This is a genomic window from Streptomyces sp. NPDC006655, from assembly GCF_040703965.1.
In the GTDB taxonomy this organism is placed as follows: Bacteria; Actinomycetota; Actinomycetes; order Streptomycetales; family Streptomycetaceae; genus Streptomyces.
Genome location: NZ_JBEYJU010000025.1, coordinates 21,623 through 39,983, shown reverse-complemented (window position 1 = coordinate 39,983; position 18,361 = coordinate 21,623). Strand labels below are relative to the sequence as shown.

The following is an 18,361-nucleotide window of genomic DNA, read 5'->3' as shown; positions in this document are numbered from 1 at the left end:
AGTGGGGCGGTCGGTGCGCCGCCCCGGGCGAGCTGGTCGTAGAAGGCACTAACCGATGGGCGAGGGGTACGCATGACGGACACCGGCCAGGTCCCGGGCGAGGGACTGCCGGAGAGCGCAGGCATGGTGGAACAGCCGGGCGTTCCCGCGCACGGCGCGTACACCTACCTCTCCGAGTCGCCCGCCGAGGACGAAGAGCTGCTGCTGCCCGGCGCCCAGGGGGCCTGGGGGAACGAGGTTCCGCCGCCGACCCCGGAGCCGGTCGTCGAGGCCGTCCACGAACCCGGCCCGCACGAGACGGGCGGCCGGGACAGCGGGTCGGTGGACCTGACCGCCGTCCGGCTGCCCAGCTCGGTACCGGCGTCCCCGATCCTGTCGGTGCCGCACGACCCCGCGGCCACTCCGGCCCCGCGCCGCCCGCTGCACCTCGGTCCGCCGATCCCCGACGCCTCCGCCAGCCCGGTCCGCTCCCTCGCCGACCGCGGCCCCGCGGGTGCGCCGGTACGGCAGTCAGGGCCGCCGTCGGGCGCTCCGGAGTACCTCGACGCCCAGCCGCTGCGCGAGGCCGCACCTCAGCCCGCCGCGCCCTGGGGCGCGCCGGGCGCCGTCCCCCAAGCCGTCCCGCAGGCCGCTCCGGTGGCACAGGTCGCCGCGCAGGCCCCGGCCGCCGAAACGGTTGTTCCCCTCCCGGAACCCCTGCCGGAACCCGTATCGGCCCAGCCGGCGACCGAACAGCCCGCCGTCCAGCAGGCAGTGGTGCCGACTCCTGCGCCGTCCGGCGCCGCCCCGGTCACCACGGGGGCCGTGGCCGCGAGCGCGGCCACGGAGCAGCAGGTGCCGGCGGTCGCAGGTGCGCAGTCCGTGCCCGCGTACGGTCCGCAGGGCATGGCCCAGCCGGTCGGCGGGGGGGTCCCCGTCGCGGCGGCGGAGCCGGTGGCCGCGCAGGTCGCGCAGGCTCCGGAAGCTGCTCAGGGCGCGGTGCCGGGAGCCCGGCCGGCGCCCGGGCCCGCTCCGGAGGCACCGCAGCCGCCGCAGCAGCCGCACGTGCCGCCCGTTCAGGGTGCGGCGCCCGAGGCCCCGCAGGCGCCCGAGGCCGGTAGCGCTCCGGGCGAGCCCGTCGTGGCGGCGGAGACCGCCGACGCCGGGGACCGGCTCGCGGAGGCCGCGGTTCCGGCGCAGGCTCCGGAGGGCACGGCTGCCGAGGAGGCCGTTGCGGAGGATGTCGCTCCGCAGGTGGCGTCGTCGGAGGAGGTTGTTCCGGAGTCGGTGGGTCCGGAGGCAGTGGGTCCGGAGTCGGTGGGTCCGGAGTCGGTGGGTCCGGAGTCGGTGGGTCCGGACGCGGTGCATCCCGAGGTGGCGGCTGACGCCGTGGTCGCCGAGCAGGGGCAGCCGGTGCCGTCGGCCGGCGGTCCGGTCGTGCCGGAGGCGCGGGCCGTTGAGCCGGTCGCGGCCCACCAGTCCGACCCCGAGGGGCTCGTACCGGAGCAGGCCGTGGCCGAGGGGGTCGTACCCCAGCAGGTGATGCCTGAGCAGACCGTCGCTGAGCCCGCCGTGGCCGGGCAGGCTGTCGGTCAGGCCGTCGCCGAGCCCGCCGTGGCCGGGCAGGCTGTCGGACAGGCCGTCGCCGAGCCCGCCGCTGCCGAGCCCGTCGGGGCGGCGGAAGCCGTCGTACCCGAACCGGAGCCCGCTCCCGCGTCGGAGGCCGGGGTGCCCGAGGCCGTTCCGGCTCCGGAAGCCGAGGCGGCCGAGCCGGCGCAGCCGCAGGTCGTCGACCCGGCCGCACCGGCCCGGGCGCCGCAGCCCGCGGAAGGTGCCGCCCCCGTCGACGAGGCCCCCGAGGCGCACCCGGCACCCGCCCCGGAGGCCGAGGAGCCCGCGCCCGGCGCCCCGGTGGACGAGGCCGCCGCGGCGCCCTCCGTACCGCAGGCCGAGGCCGTCACGCCAGAGACCGTCGCCGTCGCCGAAGCTCCCGCGTCCCCCCAGGCGCAGGGAACCGCCCCCCCGGCATCCCCGGACGCCCAGGAGCCCCTCGGGGAGTTCGTCGCCGTCGACGGCCAGGTGCCGACCACCCCGCACCTCGCCCCGACCCCGCCGCACCCGCTGGTCCTCCCCACCCAGGACCAGGGCGAGCCGGCCCCCGAACCGGCCCCGACCGTCCCCGCACCCCGCGAGGCCGAGCCCGGCGCCGTGACGGAGCCCCACCCCGATGTCGTACAGCAGGCGGAGGACCTGGAGACCAGGGCCGCCGATCAGGAAGAGAGCACGGCCCCCGTGGCAGAAGCACGACAGTCCACCGGTCCGGCCGCGCCCGCCTACGACGACGCCGAGCGCGAGGCCGTCCTGAAGGTCATGCGTGAACGCCGGGACATCCGCAACGGCTTCCGCAGTGACCCCATCCCGCACGAGGTGCTGCTGCGCGTCCTGGAGGCCGCCCACACGGCGCCCTCGGTGGGTCACTCCCAGCCCTGGGACTTCGTGGTCATCCGCTCGGCCGACACCCGCCGCACCATGCACGAACTGGCGATGCGCCAGCGCGACGCGTACGCCAAGTCCCTCCCCAAGGGCCGTGCGAAGCAGTTCAAGGAACTGAAGATCGAGGCCATCCTCGACACCCCGGTGAACATCGTCGTCACCGCCGACCCCACCCGCGGCGGCCGCCACACCCTCGGCCGGCACACCCAGCCGCAGATGGCGCCCTACTCCGCCGCGCTCGCCGTCGAGAACCTCTGGCTCGCCGCCCGTGCCGAGGGCCTGGGCGTCGGCTGGGTCAGCTTCTTCGACGAGCGTGAGATGGTCCGCGCGCTGGGGCTGCCCGAGCACCTCGAGGTCATCGCCTACCTGTGCGTGGGCTACGTCGACGAGTTCCCGGAAGAGCCCGAGCTGATGCAGGCCGGCTGGTCCAAGCGCCGCCCGCTGTCGTGGGTCGTCCACGAGGAGACGTACGGCCGCCGCGCGCTGCCCGGCGAGGACCCGCACGACCTGCTCGCCGAGACCGTCGCCAGTGTCCGCCCGCTGGACGCCAAGGCGCTCGGCGAGGCCTGGGAGCGGCAGAAGCGGATGACCAAGCCGGCCGGCGCGCTCGGCATGCTGGAGATCATCTCCGCCCAGCTGTCCGGTCTGTCCCGGCAGTGCCCGCCGCCGATCCCGGAGCCCGCGGCCGTCGCCATCTTCGCCGGCGACCACGGGGTGCACGCCCAGGGCGTCACGCCCTGGCCGCAGGAGGTCACCGCCCAGATGGTGGCCAACTTCCTCGGCGGCGGAGCGGTCTGCAACGCGTTCGCCGGCCAGGTGGGCGCCGAGGTCTGCGTGGTGGACGTCGGCGTGGCCTCCGAGCTGCCGGCCACCCCCGGTCTGCTGCCCCGCAAGGTGCGCGCGGGCACCTCCGACATGACGACCGGTCCCGCGATGACCCGCGAGGAGGCCAAGCAGGCCATCGAGGTCGGCATCGAGACCGCCCGCGACCTGGTGGCGGCCGGCAACAAGGCACTTCTCACCGGCGAGATGGGCATCGCGAACACCACCGCGTCCGCCGCCCTGATCTCGGTCTTCACCGGTGCCGACCCCGCCGAGGTCACCGGCCGGGGCACCGGCATCAACGACGAGACGCTCGCCCGCAAGACCGAGGTCGTCCGGCGTGCCCTGGAACTCCACCAGCCGGACCCGGCCGACCCGATCGGCGTCCTCGCGGCGGTCGGCGGCTTCGAACACGCGGCGATGGTCGGCCTGTTGCTCGGCGGCGCGTCCCTGCGCACGCCCGTCATCCTGGACGGCGTGAGCGCGGGCGCGGCCGCCCTGGTGGCCCGCGCCATCGCCCCCGAGGTCCTGGCCGCCTGCATCGCGGGTCACCGCAGCGCGGAACCGGGTCACGTGGCAGCCCTCAACAAGCTGGGCCTGCGCCCCCTGGTCGACCTGGACCTGCGCCTGGGCGAGGGCACCGGCGCCCTGCTGGCGCTTCCCCTGGTCCAGAGCACGGCACGGGCGATGCACGAGGTGGCCACGTTCGACTCGGCGGGCGTGACGGAGAAATAGCGGAGACACCGGGGGACCGCGGCCGAGCGCGCCCTTCGGCCGGCCGGTCGTCGTGCCCGCTCGCGCCGCCCTGCGGCACGGGCGGGCCCGGCCACCCGCAGCCATGCACCGGCGACGACGCCCAGCCACTGGACACCCTGCGCCGCCCCCACCCCCGCCCCGTAAAATCTGCACGTCAGGGCTACAGCAACGCCTAGGAGGAGCCGCCACCTCATGGCCGAACACCCCGCCTACCCCGTAGGCCTCCGCCTCACCGGCCGCAAGGTGGTCGTCCTCGGCGGCGGCCAGGTCGCCCAGCGCCGCCTCCCCGCCCTCATCGCGGCGGGCGCCGAGATCACCCTCGTGTCCCCGGAGGCGACCCCCTCGGTCGAGGCGATGGCGGACACCGGAGAGATCTCCTGGGCCAGGCGCCCCTACCAGGACGGCGACCTCGCGGACGCCTGGTACGCCCTGATCGCCACCAGCGACCCCGCCGCCAACGCCGCCGCCTCCGCCGAAGCGGAGCGCCACCGCGTGTGGTGCGTGCGTTCCGACGACGCCGACCAGGCCACCGCCTGGACCCCGGCCACCGGCCACAGCGAGGGTGTCACGGTCGCCGTCCTCACCACCGACGCGCGCGGCCGTGACCCCCGGCACACCGCCGCCATCCGGGACGCGGTCGTCGAGGGCCTGCGCGACGGCACCCTCGTCGCGCCGCACCACCGCACCCGCACCCCCGGCGTCGCCCTCGTCGGCGGCGGCCCCGGCGACCCCGACCTGATCACGGTGCGCGGCCGCCGCCTGCTGGCCGAGGCCGACGTGGTGATCGCCGACCGCCTCGGTCCCCGCGACCTGCTCGCCGAACTCCCCCCGCACGTCGAGGTGATCGACGCGGCGAAGATCCCGTACGGCAGGTACATGGCCCAGGAGGCCATCAACAACGCCCTCATCGAGCACGCCAAGCAGGGCAAGTCGGTCGTACGGCTGAAGGGCGGCGACCCCTACGTCTTCGGCCGGGGCATGGAGGAGGTCCAGGCGCTCGCCGAGGCCGGTGTCCCCTGCACGGTCGTCCCCGGCATCTCCAGCTCGATCTCCGTACCGGGCGCGGCCGGCATCCCGGTCACCCACCGGGGCGTCGCCCACGAGTTCACCGTGGTCAGCGGCCATGTCGCGCCCGACGACGAGCGTTCGCTGGCCGACTGGCCGGCGCTCGCGAAGCTCACCGGCACGCTCGTCGTCCTCATGGGCGTCGACAAGATCGGGAAGATCGCCGAGACGCTCGTCGCCCACGGCAGGTCCCCGGCGACCCCCGTCGCCCTCGTCCAGGAGGGCACGACGGCCGCCCAACGCCGGGTGGACGCGACCCTGGCCACCGTGGCGGACGTGGTCCGCACGCACGAGGTGAAGCCGCCGGCGGTCATCGTCATCGGCGAGGTCGTGAACGTCGGGCCGCCCGCGTCGGCCTGAGCAGGCCCTGGCGTAACCCCGGGTAACACAACCCGTCCCAGACCATTGGCACCCCACCCAGGACAAGGCAGTATCACCCTGTGGCCGATCTCATCACCGTTGAGGATCCCGACGACCCGCGCCTCCGCGACTACACGGGCCTGACCGACGTCGAGTTGCGCCGCAAGCGCGAACCGGCCGAGGGCCTGTTCATCGCCGAGGGCGAGAAGGTCATCCGAAGGGCGAAGGACGCGGGCTACGAGATGCGTTCGATGCTGCTGTCCGCCAAGTGGGTCGACGTCATGCGCGACGTCATCGACGAGCTGCCGGCCCCCGTCTACGCGGTCAGCCCGGAACTCGCCGAGAAGGTCACCGGCTACCACGTGCACCGCGGCGCCCTCGCCTCCATGCAGCGCAAGCCGCTGCCCACGGCGACCGAACTGCTGCGCACCACCCGCCGGGTCGTCGTCATGGAGTCGGTCAACGACCACACCAACATCGGCGCGATCTTCCGCTCGGCGGCGGCTCTCGGCATGGACGCGGTGCTGCTGTCCCCCGACTGCGCCGACCCTCTCTACCGGCGCAGCGTGAAGGTGTCGATGGGCGCGGTCTTCTCGGTGCCGTACGCCCGTCTCGACACCTGGCCCAAGGGGCTCGACTCGGTCCGCGAGGCCGGGTTCACGCTGCTCGCCCTCACCCCGGACGAGAAGGCGCGCAGCCTCGACGAGGCCGCCCCGCACCGGATGGACAGGGTCGCGCTGATGCTCGGTGCGGAGGGTGACGGCCTCTCCACCCAGGCGCTGGTCGCCGCCGACGAATGGGTGCGCATCCCGATGTCCCACGGCGTCGACTCCCTGAACGTCGGCGCGGCGGCCGCGGTCGCCTTCTACGCGGTGACCACCGGCCGCCCCCAGGCGTGACCCGCGGGGGCTACTCCCGAAGCGGCAGCGTCTTCGCCGGAACCCCGCCGCCGGGCACGCCCATCCCGTGCGCCGGGCCCGAACAGCCCTGGGCGAGCGCGATGCCCAGGGCCACCAGCAGGGTGACCACGACGAACACGAACAGCCGCTGACGCAGCAGCCGAGGATTGGCCGGCCGCCGTCCGGTGCCCGTCGGACGCGGCGTGGGGCGTCCGGTACCGCTGCGCGGCGCGGGCCGGCCGCCGGTTCCGGGGCGGGTGCCGTTGCCGCGGGGGGCGGGGGTGGGGCGGGCGCCGTTCGGCCGTGACGGCACCCCGCCGCCGGACCGCGGACCGCTGCCGCCGCGCGAGGGCGCGTTGCCGCGTACGGGCGCGCCCGGTGCGGACTGCGGCCGCCGCTGGGCCCGCTGCGGTTCCGGGTAGGTCTCGGCGAGCCGCCCGGTGGGCCGGTCGGCCTCCGCGGCCCGTGGTGACGGCGGCCGTACGTCGGCCATCCCGTGCGCCTCGCGCGCGGCGATCTCCTTCAGCCGGAGCGACAGCTGGAGCGTGCTCGGCCGGTCCTCCGGATCCTTCGCCAGACAGGCCCGCACCAGGGGGGCCAGCGCGTCCGGCACACCGTGCAGCGCCGGCTCCTCGTGCACGACCCGGTAGAGCATCACCTCGGAACTGCCGTGCCCGAACGGCGAGTCACCGGTCGAGGCGTACGCGAGGGTCGCGCCGAGCGAGAACACGTCCGTGGCCGGGGTGACGGCCGCCCCGCGCACCTGCTCGGGCGCGAGGAAACCGGGGGAGCCCACCGCCGTACCGACGTGGGTGAGCGTCGACGCCCCGGTGGCCCAGGCGATGCCGAAGTCGATGATCCGCGGCCCCTTCGGGGACAGCAGGATGTTGGACGGCTTCAGGTCCCGGTGGACGACCCCGGCCTCGTGCACCGCGACCAGGCCCTCGGACAGGGCCGCCCCGACCGCCGCGGCCTCCGCCGCGTGCAGCGGGCCCTCGTCGGCGACCTTGTCGTGCAGCGAGGGCCCGGGTACGTACTGGGTGGCGAACCACGGCCGCTCGGCCTCCAGGTCCGCCGCGACCAGCCGTGCCGTGCAACCGCCCCTGATCCGCCGGGCCGCCGAGACCTCACGGGCGAAGCGCGACCGGAACTCCTGGTCCTCGGCCAGATCCGGCCGGATCACCTTCAGCGCGACCCGCTGCCCCTTCTTGTCGGAGCCCAGGTAGACCACGCCCATCCCGCCGGCGCCGAGCCTTCTGTGAAGCCTGAACGAGCCGACGACGCGCGGGTCCTCGCGCCTCAGGCGCATCATCGCCATGTTCATCCCCGCTGCCCGGTCCGTCTGACGTGGCACAGCTTACGTTTACCGGGCCGCCCGTGCGCAGAGGCCGCGCCCTCTCGGTCCGATGGATTGTCAGTGCCGGGTGCGAGACTTGAGGAGTGGTCAGGAAGGCGCCCCTATCGGCGCCTTTGAGCACCCGGCTGCTCCAACAAGCCGTCACAGAAGGGGGATTGAAGCTGTGAAGGGTGACCGGGTGGAGATAGTCGTCGACGCCGGCGACACGACACGCACCTACGAGGTGGTGGCGAGCAGAGCGGGCCGCCGGGTGGAGACGGCGGTACGACGGGGGGTGGTCGAAGTGAGCGAAGTCACGAGAAACGGGAGCGTCGTCCGGACCGCCCGCTTCATGGCCAACCGGGTCCTGGCCCTCGTCGAGCAGCCGGTGCCCCGCGAGGACAGCTCGGAAAAACCGGGAAGGACCGGGCACCCCCTCAGGGAAGACCCGGAGACGTAGGTGGAGACGCAGGACGTCGTCTCCACCCAGAGGAGTACTCAGCAGGTCACGGCTCATCCTCTCGGAGGCCCGCGATTCGGTACGAGGGCATGACGCCCGCCGGGAGCCGCGCGCCTAGATTTGAGGTCAAGCGGCGGGTGCAGCACTCGTCCCCCGAGGTCAGACACCCGCCGCTGCCAACGACAACTGAACGGTCAGGAGAGGGACCATGGCTCTTACGGCACAGCGGACACACACCACCCGTCCCCGCCGACAGGGCCGCCGCCACCCGCTGGTGGCGACGCTGATGGCCCTTCCCCTGGCGGCCCTGCTCCTGCTCGTCTTCGACGGCTGGGAGACGGTGGCCACACAGGCGTCGTCCGTGGGAGTGATGCTGGGGCGCTGAGCGGCGACCCCAGGCCCGGAAGAGCGGTCCGGGCGGGGACATCCACCCATGAAACCCCGTGGGGACGGGGGTGCGACGGACGGCACAAATGCCGGCGCAGCTGGGGAGCTGCGCCGGCATTGCTTTTGGCCGCGGGCACGCGTGCCGCTGGGGCGGCGCGGGCGGCCGCGGCGGCACCCCGCAAGCGCGGGCGGGCCACATCCCGGTGACCCCGGCCTCCACCCGGCCTGCTGGGCCCCGGGGGTCGGCGAAGCCCCGTACGCCGGTCTCCGCCCCGGCCTGCTGGGCCCCGGGGGTCGGCGAAGCCCCGTACGCCGGTCTCCGCCCCGGCCTGCTGGGCCCCGGGGGTCGGCGAAGCCCACGACGCCGGTCTCCGCCCGGCCTGCTGGGCCCCGGGGGTCGGCGAAGCCCCGTACCCTCACCGCAGCGCAGCCGCACCTCCCGGGGGATCCGTGACCACAGACGTACTGGCCCAGCTGACCGCCGAGATCAGAGCCGCCGCCCACCCCGACGCCGCCCCCTGCGCCTGCGCGACCACCACCGTCGCCCACCGTCCCGACGCCACGGTCCTGCGCCACGCGGACACCGTCGCCAAGGTGCACGCCCCCGGCACCGACCCCAACGCCCTCGCCCTCCGCCTGGCCACCGCCGCCCGCCTGCCCGACGTCTTCCTCCCGCCCCTCGCCCCGGCCGCCGCCCGCGTCGAGGGCCGCCCGGTGACCCTCTGGCCGTACGGCGCCCCCGTGGACCCCGAGGCCCCGGACACTGCCCCCTGGGAGGGCGCCGCCGCCCTCCTCGCCCGGCTCCACCGCACCCCGCCCACCCCGGCCACACCCCCGATGCGCGGCCCCTCGAAGGTCGCTCTCGCGATGACCCGCCTGCGCGCCACGCTGGCGGCCTCGCCCCCGCACCCCGCCGCCCCGCCCCTCCTGCGCGCCTGGGCCGCCCTGCCGGCGTGGGCCCGCGCCGAGGCACCCGCGCCCGGCCACCACCCCCGCACCCTCTGCCACGGTGACCTGCACCTCGGCCAGCTGGTCCGGCATCCGGCGCCGGACGGCCCGTGGCGGCTCATCGACGTCGACGACCTCGGCGTCGGGGTGCCGGCCTGGGACCTCGCCCGCCCCGCGTCCTGGTTCGCCTGCGGCCTCCTCCCGCCCGACGTGTGGACCCGCTTCCTCGCCGCCTATCGCGCGGCCGGCGGGCCGGCCGTGCCGGAGGGCGGCGACCCCTGGGCCGCCCTGGACGTCCCGGCCCGTGCCCTGACCGTCCAGACCGGCGCCCGGTACCTCGCGAAGGCCGTCGCGGCGGACCGTCCGCTGGACGAGGTCGAGCAGTCCCTGATCGACGCGTGTGCCCGAATGGTCCGGGAATGACACCTGTGCGGCCCTGGAAACGCTCTCCTCCCGGTCCGGTTGGCGCACGATTTCCCGAAGTACGCTGCAACCGCCCGGGGTCGGACGGAGTCTGTCCCGGAAGAACGTGAAGCAGTCTTGACCGGCGAGGAGTTGAGCCGACCATGCAGTGTCCGAAGTGTCATGCGCCGATGCACACCTACAACCGCAGCGGCGTCCAGATCGAGCAGTGCAGCGGCTGCCGGGGCATCTTCCTCGACTACGGCGAGCTGGAGGCGCTGACCCAGCTGGAGACCCAGTGGGCGAAGCCGGTCCCGCCCGCACCGCAGCCGTACCCGGCGGCCCCGCCCGCCCCGGCCTGGGGCGCCCCGCACGGCGGCGGGCACGGCCATGGTCACTACGGCGGCCACGGCCACCACGGCGGCCACCACGACAAGAGCTGGGCCCACATGCTCTTCTCCAGCTGAGCCCACGAAGAAACCCCGGCCGCTCTGGGCGGCCGGGGCTCCGTGGGTGTGGACGATACTGGGATTGAACCAGTGACCTCTTCCGTGTCAGGGAAGCGCTCTCCCGCTGAGCTAATCGTCCTCGGGACCGGGATCCGAGGATCACGGGCGGTGCGTGCGCGATACTGGGATTGAACCAGTGACCTCTTCCGTGTCAGGGAAGCGCTCTCCCGCTGAGCTAATCGCGCGGGTCGAACCCGGTGGGGTTCCAGTGGACGATACTGGGATTGAACCAGTGACCTCTTCCGTGTCAGGGAAGCGCTCTCCCGCTGAGCTAATCGTCCTTGGAGGTGGAGACGGGATTTGAACCCGTGTAGACGGCTTTGCAGGCCGTTGCCTCGCCTCTCGGCCACTCCACCAGGAGTGTAGGGGATCGGGAAGACCCCTCTTTCCTTCGAGCGGACGACGAGGCTCGAACTCGCGACCTCAACCTTGGCAAGGTTGCGCTCTACCAACTGAGCTACGTCCGCCAGTCGTTTCGGTCCGCTCTCGCGTCCCGGCGACGTGTTGAACTCTAGCGGATTCCCGGGCCAGCACAAAAACGCGTTTACGCAGCGTGCTGCGCTGCGCCCGACGGACCGCGTGGTCAGGGGCCCCTCGGCGACACGCCCGGGTCACCCCGGGGACACCCGCCATAGACTCGACGACGTGCTCCATCACCCTCCTCTCGCCCGGTTCGGCGGCCGGGTCGCCACCGGTCTCGTCGACGTCACCAGCGATCCCGAAGCCCTCGACTCGACCGGTTTCTGGGCCGTCTGCGCGGACTTCGAAGGCGGGCTGACCTGCGCTCGCTTCCGTGACGTGCGCGAGGAGCCGGTGCCCGCGCCGGTACCGGGGGCCTGGCGGGGGCCGGCCGCCGGTGACTGGTCGTCCTCCCTCGACCGCCACGCGTACACGGCGGCGGTGGCGCGGATCCGCTCACGCATCGCGGCCGGCGAGGTCTACCAGGCCAACCTGTGCCGTGTGCTGTCCGCGCCGGTCCACCCCGGTGCCGACGTGGACGCGCTGACCGCGCTGCTGGCCCGCGGCAACCCGGCGCCCTACGCCGGAACGATTCGGCTGCCCGCGCACGGCGTCGAGACCGCCACCGCCTCGCCCGAGCTGTTCCTGCGTCGCACGGACCGGACCGTGGAGAGCGGGCCCATCAAGGGCACCGGCCGTACCGAGGAAGACCTCCTGGAGAAGGACTACGCCGAGAACGTGATGATCGTGGACCTGGTCCGCAACGACATCGGGCGGGTCTGCGCCACCGGCAGCGTGACCGTCCCCGACCTGTGCGCCGTGGAGAAGCATCCCGGGCTGGTCCACCTCGTCTCCACGGTCCGCGGCGAGCTGCGCGCGGACACCGGTTGGTCCGGGCTGCTCGCCGCGGCCTTCCCGCCGGGCTCGGTCACCGGCGCGCCGAAGTCGAGCGCGCTGCGGATCATCGCGGAACTGGAGACCGCCCCGCGCGGCCCGTACTGCGGTGGCATCGGCTGGGTGGACGCGGACCGCGGCGTCGGCGAGCTGGCCGTGGGGATCCGCACCTTCTGGATCGACCGCGCCGAGGGCATGCTGCGGTTCGGCACCGGAGCCGGGATCACCTGGGGTTCCGACCCCGAGGGCGAATGGCGGGAGACCGAGCTGAAGGCCGCCCGGCTGCTCGCGATAGCGTCGGGCACGTACGACATGACCGAAGGAGGTCTCGGGTGAGCATCTGGCTGGACGGCCGACTGCAGGACGTCGACACCGCGCGTGTCTCCGTCTTCGACCACGGGCTGACCGTGGGCGACGGCGTCTTCGAGACGGTCAGGGCGACCGACGGCAGGCCTTTCGCCCTCACCCGCCACCTCGACCGGCTGACCCGTTCGGCCCGGGGCCTCGGCCTGCCCGACCCCGACCACGACGAGGTCCGCGCGGCCTGCGCCGCGGTCCTGGCGGCCGACCCGATGCCGCTGGGCCGGCTGCGCATCACCTACACCGGCGGCCACGGCCCCCTCGGCTCCGACCGCGGCGCCCAGGGACCCACCCTGATCGTCGCTCTCGGCGAGACCACTCGCCGGCCGGACTCCACGGCCGTCGTCACGGTCCCCTGGACCCGCAACGAGCGCGGCGCGCTCACCGGCCTGAAGACCACCTCGTACGCCGAGAACGTCGTGGCGCTGGCCCGCGCCCAGCAACACGACGCCACCGAGGCGCTGTTCGCCAACACGGTCGGGCAGCTCTGCGAGGGCACCGGCTCCAACGTCTTCGTCGTCCTGGACGGCGAGATCCACACCCCGCCGGTCGCCTCCGGCTGTCTGGCGGGCATCACCCGCGCCCTGACCGTCGAATGGACGGGAGCCAGGGAGACCGACCTGCCCATGGACGTCCTGGCGCGGGCGGACGAGATCTTCCTCACCTCCACCCTGCGCGACGTCCAGGCCGTGCACCGGGTCGACGACCGCGAACTTCCGGGCGCGCCCGGACCGGTGACCGCCAAGGCGATGCGGATCTTCGACGAGCGGTCGGGGGAGGACCTGGATCCGTAGGGGCCGGATTTTATTCGGCTGACGTGGGCGTCCCCAGTGGGTAGAACACCCTGATGACCACGACCCTGCGGCCGACCGAGCCGCTCCAGCGCAGCACCGACGGGGTGCTGTCGCGCCGCTTCCAGGTGTGTGTGAACAGCCGGCCCGTCGGCACCCTCCACCTCGGCTCCTCGCGGAGCTTCGGCGTCCTCAGCGCCCGCGTCACCGACCTGCGCATCGAGGAGCCCGACCGCCGCCGGGGCCGGGGCACGGTGGCCGCGCTCGCGGCGGAGGAGGTCGCGCGCGGCTGGGGCTGCCGCCAGATCGAGGTGGAAGTGCCCGCCGATGCGGAGCCGGCCCTGCACCTCGTGCGGTCGCTCGGGTACGTGCTGCGCAACCGGGGCATGGCGAAGCGGCTCGGCGACACTCCGCCCGCACTGCCCGCGGGCAGCCGAAGCCGTGAGCTGACCGGAGCCGAGTACGAGGAGTGGCTCGCCCACGCCTCGGCGGCGTACGCGCGCGTGTGGCACGAGCGGGGCGTGCCCGAGGCCGAGGCTTGGGAGAGGTCGCGACGCGACCACGCACGGCTGCTGCCGCAGGGCCTGGCCACGGAGGGCGTGCGGCTCAGCGTCCTGGAACACGATGGGACGCGCGTCGGCGTCCTGTGGCTGGCCCTGCGGGCGGAGGACGCCTGGGTGTACCGGGTGGAGACCGAGGCCGCCCACCGCGGTCAGGGGCACGGCCGCACGCTCATGCTGCTGGCCGAGGCCCAGGCGGTCGCGGCCGGTAGGAAGGTCCTGGCCCTGAACGTGTTCGCCGGCAACACCCCGGCCGAGCGACTCTACGAGTCGCTGGGGTACGTCACCGTCTCGTACTCCTTCTACAAGGACCTGATCTGAGGGGTCTCACCCCTGTCCGGCCAGCAGCCGGTCCACGATCTCCGCCACGCGCTCGCGCAGGCCCTCCTGGCTCTTGCCGCCGTCGAGGCGTTCCCCGTCGATGACGTAGGTCGGGGTGCCGGTCACGCCTATGGCCTTGCCCTCGGCCTGGTCGGCGTCGACGATCAGGATGTGCCGCCCGTCGACCAGCGCCGTGTCGAACTCCTCGGCGTCCAGGCCCAGTTCCCGGGCCACCTCGACCAGGAACGGCTCGCCCGCGCGGTCCAGTTCCTCGACCCGGCCGAGGACCGCCTCGACGTACTCCCAGCCCTTCCCCTGCTCCACGGCTTCCTCGGCGGCCTGGGCGGCGGCGAAGGCGTGCTTGTGCTTCTCCAGCGGGAAGTGCCGCAGCCGCAGCTCCAGCCGGTCGCCGTACCGGGCCCGCAGGGCACGGAGGTCGTCCAGCGCGCTGCGGCAGTCGGGGCACTGCAGTTCGCACCAGACGTCGAGGACGGGGGTGCCGGAGGCGGGGGAGGCGTCGTTCATGAACTCCAGTCTTCCAGGCCGGGCTGCCCGGACCCAATCGGAACGCCGGGCGGACGCCCGCGGAGGGCGGCGGTCCCGTGGGCCGGGCCGCGGCGCCCCGTCGGCGGTCCCGGCTGCCGTGTCTCGTACCAGGGGTGGAGAGAACCCGGACCGGACCCCGAGATGCCCCTGATTGTCGGACCTGGGCATGGATCGCACGGGTCGGGCGGTGCACGATGGAGGGGGCGAAGCGCGGCGCGTGCCTGTCGCCCGCCCGACCGACCGAGGCCGCCAGGAGGACCGGATGATCGCCGAGACAGTCTGTTCCGCCGTGTCCGTGGCGGGCCTGGGCATCGCCGTGGTCACCGCCTATCGCAAGCGGTACCTGGCGGCGGCCCGGATCGCCGCCTACTCGCTGGTGCCCGTGGGTCTGGTGATGACGGGGGTGGTCGGCTGGCTGGCCGACACCGCGTTCAGCCCCACCGCCTGGGCGGGCTTCGGAGTGCTCGGCGTGGCGTGGGCGCTGTTCGCCACCACCCGTGCCGTGGAGCGCAGACGCGGCGGCACCCGTGCCGAGCGGAAGGCGGCGGCCCGGGCCGGACAGCAGGGTGCGGTCGCCCCCACCGCGTCCGCGCCGTCACTCGGTCCCGGCACCCGTCAGGCCGCCCGGCCCACCGCGGCGCCCCGCACGGCGGGCTCCGGCGACGACTTCAGCGACATCGAGGCCATCCTCAAGAAGCACGGAATATGACCCTCCGCGGCGACGGATTCCCGGCGGGGGGAGGCAACGCGTGGCCTTGCGCATATGACAGTCACATGAGGCATTGAAACGACACAGTGCGTCCGCGGCGCGCACAGAACCGTTCAAGGGATGAGCGGAGGCGAAACGGACATCGTGGATTTCGGCGAACTACCGCCCATTCCGGGCGTGTTGATCGCGTAGAGGGTGTCCGCTGGGTCATCATCGCCGCGAGATGCTGGACACGAAACAGAGCGAGGCCGCGCTGCCGGAGGACGAGCCGCGCGGGTGCCTCTTCGCCCTTTCCCAGCCACCGCTGATGATCTTCCTTGCGGTGATCGGGTGTCTACTCCTCATGGCCGCGCTGCACGACCTGCTGTGGCTGTGAGCCGTACCCGCCCGTCCCGGCGCCACCCGCCGGGACCGGCGTCGGCATCGACGCTCCCGCCCCGGCGATCACCCGGCGGCCTCCTTGCGGCGCGCCCGGTACGCGGCGACATGCAGACGGTTGCCGCAGGTCCGGCTGTCGCAGTAGCGACGTGAGCGGTTGCGGGAGAGATCGACGAAGGCGCGCCGGCAGTCCGGGGCCTCGCAGCGGCGCAGCCGCTCCTGCTCCCCGGCGACGACGAAGAAGGCGAGCGCCATCCCGCAGTCGGCGGCGAGGTGGTCGGCCACCGAGGCGCCGGGGGCGAAGTAGTGCACGTGCCAGTCGTAGCCGTCGTGGTCCGTGAGCCGGGGGGTGGTGCCGGCGGCCGCGACCAGCTCGTTGATCATCCCCGCCGCCGTCCGGGCGTCCGGGGCGGCGAAGATCGCGGCGAACCGCCCGCGGACCTTGCGCACGGCCGACAGGTCGAACTCCGACAGCACGCCGACATCGCTCATGTCGTGGCTTCGTACGAAATCCTGGAGGGCCGGGACGTCGGGCAGCCCGTCCACCGCCGAGCCGTCCTCCGGCGCGGTGTTCACCAGATCCACCACGGCGTCGAGGGAACACCGGGTGTCGTGGGTGATCAGCACGTTTCGCTCCCTGGCCTGAGGGTCGGGCGGGCGCCCGCCAATGGTGGCCGATGGTAGCGACATACGCGGGCCCCGCACCGTGCCCTGTCCCACTCGGGCTGTCCGTGGAACGGTCACCACCCGGCGGAGGTTCCCGCGGAAGGGCGCGCGGACGGGCGCGTGGGCACAGCGGTGCCGCCCCGTGACCGATCACGGTGGCGGCGCCGGTGCTGCCGTATGCGGTTGTCCACGCCCGAGCCGTCTCCCCGAGTGGACGGCGCCGGGCGGCTTTGGGGGACTCGCCCTAGCTCTCCGCCAAGATGTGCGAGAGCTCCTGATCGAGGTCGAAGTGCCGGTGTTCCGTGCCGGGCGGCACGGCGGCGTCTGTTCGCTTCAGGAAGGACTCCAGGGCCCGCGCCGGGGCTTCGAGCAGGGCTTCCCCCTCGGGGGAGCTCAGGGCGATGCAGACGACGCCCTGACCGTGACTGCGGGACGGCCAGACGCGGACGTCGCCGGTGCCGGTGGGGCGGTGCAGCCCCTCGGTGAGGAGGTCGCGGGCGAACACCCACTCGACGGTTTCCTCGGCTCCGGTGTGGAAGGTGGCGTGCACGGCGTAGGGGTCGGCCGTGTCGTACCGCAGGCCTGCGGGGACAGGCAGGGAGGACTCGCTCGACACAACGAGGCGCAGGTGCAGCTCGCAGCTGACCGTGGTGTTCATAAGCGCCAGGGCCTTTCGCTCAGTGTGCGCTCGGGGATTCGCACGTCGGCGAAATCGACATGCCACCTACGGTGCCGTTGTAAACCCCTCTGAGTGTTTTGCGTGTGTTTACGTAACTCTTCCGGCCGAGAAGGCGAGCATGATCTACGGCCATTCCGGTGACCCGAATCACTCAGGTAGGGTTTGGTCGTATGAATACGGGGAGTAACGAACCGGGTGAGGCCGCCGTGGTCTCGGACGGGAGCGAGGTGGACGGGACGCCGGACGGGGCGGGCGGTGAGCGGGGGCTCGGATCGCGGGCGCCCGAGTTCGTCAAGGCGCGCCGGATGCTGCACCTGAGCTGGCAGGTCGGGGTCTTCGCGGTCGGCCTCGCGGTGGTGGCCGCGGGCATCGTCATGCTGCCGCTGCCCGGACCGGGCTGGGTGGTCATCTTCGGCGGCATGGCGATCTGGGCGACCGAGTTCGTCTGGGCCCAGCTGGTGCTCCGCTGGACGAAACGCAAGGTCACGGAGGCGGCACAGAAGGCTCTCGACCCCAAGGTGCGCCGCCGCAACATCACGCTGACGACGATCGGCCTGGTGATCGTGGCAGGCGGAGTCGGGGTCTACCTCTCCAGGTTCGGCGTGGTGGTGCCGTGGAAGATCGAGGAGTGATCCGGCCGTAGGCCGCGCACCCCCGGCGACTGGTCGGGGGCACCCCCTGACATGGGGTAATGTTCTTCCTGCGCCCGGGCGATTAGCTCAGTGGGAGAGCGCTTCGTTCACACCGAAGAGGTCACTGGTTCGAACCCAGTATCGCCCACCCGGAACTGCGGCCCACCTGCGAATGAGCAGGTGGGCCGCAGTCTTGCGCCCGGGACGCCCCGCGGCCGGCGTCGTCCCTCGGGCGAGACGCACACTCGGTTCGCGCGGCGACGGCCGGCCGGCTGATGCGGCGGACGGCCCTCTCGTGCGGCGGACGGTCGACTTCCCGCGGCGGCGGGACGGCCGGCGCGTGTGCCAACCGGGTGACTCGTGCGGCGGACGGCATGCTCGGGCGGCGTACGGCAATCTCATGCGGGGGACGGTGCCTCCTGGCGACGGTCCGCACTGCTCATGCGGTTGAGGGGGTCCGTTCGTGTGCCGGGCGGCGGGCTCGTGCGGGCGGCTGGCTCCTGCCGTCATGGGCGACCCTCTCGTGCGGCTGGTGGCCGGCTCCTGCGGCGCGTCCAGGCCGATGCGGCGTGACGAGTGACGTGCGGGGGCCGGGTGTGCGTCAGGCGCGCGGGAGGGGCCCTGCTCGAAGGCGAAGGCGAAGGCGAAGGCGCCGACGGTGGCGCCGGCGCCGGCGCCGGCGGTGGCGGTGGCGGTGGCGGTGGCGGTGGCGATGGCGATGGCGGTGGCGATGGCGATGGCGATGGCCACGCACGGTGTCCGGCTCCCCGGCATCCCGGGGGGTGTCCGGTGGGGCGGCGGAGACGGCAGGCGGTCTTATTCGTCGGACGTGTGGTGAGCGAGGTCGCCGGCCCGGAGGGGCGCCCGCACCTTTCGTCGGCGGCTGCGTCGCACCTGCGAAGGGCTGGCGGTCCCTCGCTGCTCCTCACCCGCCCGCGCACCCCGAGCGT

Annotated in this window: 18 protein-coding genes and 6 tRNA genes; 15 read left to right on the top strand and 9 right to left on the bottom strand. The window is 73.7% G+C overall.

Annotation, left to right across the window (positions count from 1 at the left end; genetic code table 11):
- The first annotated feature begins 72 nt into the window (after positions 1 to 72).
- The 3 genes from cobT to AB0958_RS16905 all read left to right on the top strand — a co-directional run bounded on the left by cobT (position 73) and on the right by AB0958_RS16905 (position 6,374).
- On the top strand, positions 73 to 4,029 hold the full coding sequence (gene cobT, locus AB0958_RS16915; RefSeq protein ID WP_366891194.1) for a nicotinate-nucleotide--dimethylbenzimidazole phosphoribosyltransferase: 3,957 nt from the start codon (positions 73 to 75) through the stop codon (positions 4,027 to 4,029).
- A gap of 213 nt (positions 4,030 to 4,242) precedes the next feature.
- Entirely contained in the window at positions 4,243 to 5,475 is a 1,233-nt protein-coding gene (cobA, locus tag AB0958_RS16910; RefSeq protein ID WP_366891193.1) for a uroporphyrinogen-III C-methyltransferase, read from the top strand.
- A gap of 80 nt (positions 5,476 to 5,555) precedes the next feature.
- Positions 5,556 to 6,374 carry an RNA methyltransferase gene (locus tag AB0958_RS16905; RefSeq protein ID WP_132889225.1) on the top strand — a complete coding sequence of 273 codons (819 nt, stop codon included), beginning with the start codon at positions 5,556 to 5,558 and terminating at the stop codon, positions 6,372 to 6,374.
- Between the two features lie 10 nt (positions 6,375 to 6,384).
- Here the strand turns inward: AB0958_RS16905 and AB0958_RS16900 are convergent, their stop codons facing one another.
- The gene (locus AB0958_RS16900; protein WP_366891247.1) at positions 6,385 to 7,698 is read right to left on the bottom strand and encodes a protein kinase; all 1,314 of its coding nucleotides are present in this window, start codon (positions 7,696 to 7,698) and stop codon (positions 6,385 to 6,387) included.
- 196 nt (positions 7,699 to 7,894) lie between these two features.
- Between AB0958_RS16900 and AB0958_RS16895 the strand changes: the two genes are divergently transcribed.
- The 4 genes from AB0958_RS16895 to AB0958_RS16880 all read left to right on the top strand — a co-directional run bounded on the left by AB0958_RS16895 (position 7,895) and on the right by AB0958_RS16880 (position 10,374).
- Positions 7,895 to 8,170 (top strand): hypothetical protein, encoded by a 276-nt coding sequence (locus AB0958_RS16895; RefSeq protein WP_366891192.1) that lies wholly within the window; start codon positions 7,895 to 7,897, stop codon positions 8,168 to 8,170.
- A gap of 208 nt (positions 8,171 to 8,378) precedes the next feature.
- A complete protein-coding gene (locus AB0958_RS16890; RefSeq protein WP_046726640.1) occupies positions 8,379 to 8,555 on the top strand; it encodes a hypothetical protein in 177 nt (58 codons plus the stop codon).
- Positions 8,556 to 9,007: 452 nt separating this feature from the next.
- The gene (locus AB0958_RS16885; RefSeq protein WP_366891191.1) at positions 9,008 to 9,928 is read left to right on the top strand and encodes an aminoglycoside phosphotransferase family protein; all 921 of its coding nucleotides are present in this window, start codon (positions 9,008 to 9,010) and stop codon (positions 9,926 to 9,928) included.
- Positions 9,929 to 10,071: 143 nt separating this feature from the next.
- Positions 10,072 to 10,374, top strand: coding sequence for a zf-TFIIB domain-containing protein (locus tag AB0958_RS16880; protein WP_366891190.1), 303 nt, complete (start codon positions 10,072 to 10,074; stop codon positions 10,372 to 10,374).
- Positions 10,375 to 10,423: 49 nt separating this feature from the next.
- Here AB0958_RS16880 and AB0958_RS16875 read toward each other — a convergent pair.
- The 5 genes from AB0958_RS16875 to AB0958_RS16855 all read right to left on the bottom strand — a co-directional run bounded on the left by AB0958_RS16875 (position 10,424) and on the right by AB0958_RS16855 (position 10,883).
- Positions 10,424 to 10,495, bottom strand: a tRNA-Val gene (locus tag AB0958_RS16875).
- 34 nt (positions 10,496 to 10,529) lie between these two features.
- Positions 10,530 to 10,601 (bottom strand) — tRNA-Val (locus AB0958_RS16870).
- Positions 10,602 to 10,625: 24 nt separating this feature from the next.
- Positions 10,626 to 10,697, bottom strand: a tRNA-Val gene (locus tag AB0958_RS16865).
- Between the two features lies 1 nt (position 10,698).
- Positions 10,699 to 10,772: transfer RNA gene (locus tag AB0958_RS16860), tRNA-Cys, on the bottom strand.
- Positions 10,773 to 10,810: 38 nt separating this feature from the next.
- Positions 10,811 to 10,883 (bottom strand) — tRNA-Gly (locus tag AB0958_RS16855).
- Positions 10,884 to 11,061: 178 nt separating this feature from the next.
- Here AB0958_RS16855 and AB0958_RS16850 point away from each other — a divergent pair.
- From AB0958_RS16850 to AB0958_RS16840, 3 genes are read left to right on the top strand one after another with little or no spacing between them, the layout of a single operon-like run.
- Positions 11,062 to 12,105, top strand: coding sequence for a chorismate-binding protein (locus tag AB0958_RS16850; protein WP_366891189.1), 1,044 nt, complete (start codon positions 11,062 to 11,064; stop codon positions 12,103 to 12,105).
- Positions 12,102 to 12,923, top strand: coding sequence for an aminodeoxychorismate lyase (locus AB0958_RS16845; protein WP_366891188.1), 822 nt, complete (start codon positions 12,102 to 12,104; stop codon positions 12,921 to 12,923). Before AB0958_RS16850 ends, AB0958_RS16845 begins: the two co-directional genes overlap by 4 nt.
- A 53-nt stretch (positions 12,924 to 12,976) precedes the next feature.
- On the top strand, positions 12,977 to 13,801 hold the full coding sequence (locus AB0958_RS16840) for a GNAT family N-acetyltransferase (RefSeq protein WP_366891187.1): 825 nt from the start codon (positions 12,977 to 12,979) through the stop codon (positions 13,799 to 13,801).
- 6 nt (positions 13,802 to 13,807) lie between these two features.
- On the opposite strand, the gene AB0958_RS16835 is transcribed toward AB0958_RS16840, so the two are convergent.
- On the bottom strand, positions 13,808 to 14,326 hold the full coding sequence (locus AB0958_RS16835) for a DsbA family protein (RefSeq protein WP_366891186.1): 519 nt from the start codon (positions 14,324 to 14,326) through the stop codon (positions 13,808 to 13,810).
- A 283-nt stretch (positions 14,327 to 14,609) separates the two neighbouring features.
- Here AB0958_RS16835 and AB0958_RS16830 point away from each other — a divergent pair, with 283 nt between their 5' ends.
- Together AB0958_RS16830 and AB0958_RS16825 are read left to right on the top strand one after the other, a co-directional pair.
- A complete protein-coding gene (locus AB0958_RS16830) occupies positions 14,610 to 15,056 on the top strand; it encodes a hypothetical protein (protein WP_366891185.1) in 447 nt (148 codons plus the stop codon).
- Positions 15,057 to 15,279: 223 nt separating this feature from the next.
- Positions 15,280 to 15,432 carry a hypothetical protein gene (locus AB0958_RS16825; protein WP_165939380.1) on the top strand — a complete coding sequence of 51 codons (153 nt, stop codon included), beginning with the start codon at positions 15,280 to 15,282 and terminating at the stop codon, positions 15,430 to 15,432.
- A gap of 68 nt (positions 15,433 to 15,500) precedes the next feature.
- On the opposite strand, the gene AB0958_RS16820 is transcribed toward AB0958_RS16825, so the two are convergent.
- Together AB0958_RS16820 and AB0958_RS16815 are read right to left on the bottom strand one after the other, a co-directional pair.
- Positions 15,501 to 16,061, bottom strand: a complete 561-nt coding sequence (locus tag AB0958_RS16820; protein WP_366891184.1) for a CGNR zinc finger domain-containing protein — start codon at positions 16,059 to 16,061, stop codon at positions 15,501 to 15,503.
- A 283-nt stretch (positions 16,062 to 16,344) separates the two neighbouring features.
- The gene (locus AB0958_RS16815; RefSeq protein WP_366891183.1) at positions 16,345 to 16,758 is read right to left on the bottom strand and encodes an SsgA family sporulation/cell division regulator; all 414 of its coding nucleotides are present in this window, start codon (positions 16,756 to 16,758) and stop codon (positions 16,345 to 16,347) included.
- A gap of 191 nt (positions 16,759 to 16,949) precedes the next feature.
- Between AB0958_RS16815 and AB0958_RS16810 the strand changes: the two genes are divergently transcribed.
- The 3 genes from AB0958_RS16810 to AB0958_RS16800 all read left to right on the top strand — a co-directional run bounded on the left by AB0958_RS16810 (position 16,950) and on the right by AB0958_RS16800 (position 18,249).
- On the top strand, positions 16,950 to 17,411 hold the full coding sequence (locus AB0958_RS16810) for a TIGR02611 family protein (protein WP_366891182.1): 462 nt from the start codon (positions 16,950 to 16,952) through the stop codon (positions 17,409 to 17,411).
- 76 nt (positions 17,412 to 17,487) lie between these two features.
- Positions 17,488 to 17,559, top strand: a tRNA-Val gene (locus AB0958_RS16805).
- A gap of 510 nt (positions 17,560 to 18,069) precedes the next feature.
- Positions 18,070 to 18,249, top strand: a complete 180-nt coding sequence (locus AB0958_RS16800) for a hypothetical protein (RefSeq protein WP_366891181.1) — start codon at positions 18,070 to 18,072, stop codon at positions 18,247 to 18,249.
- Positions 18,250 to 18,361 lie beyond the last annotated feature (112 nt).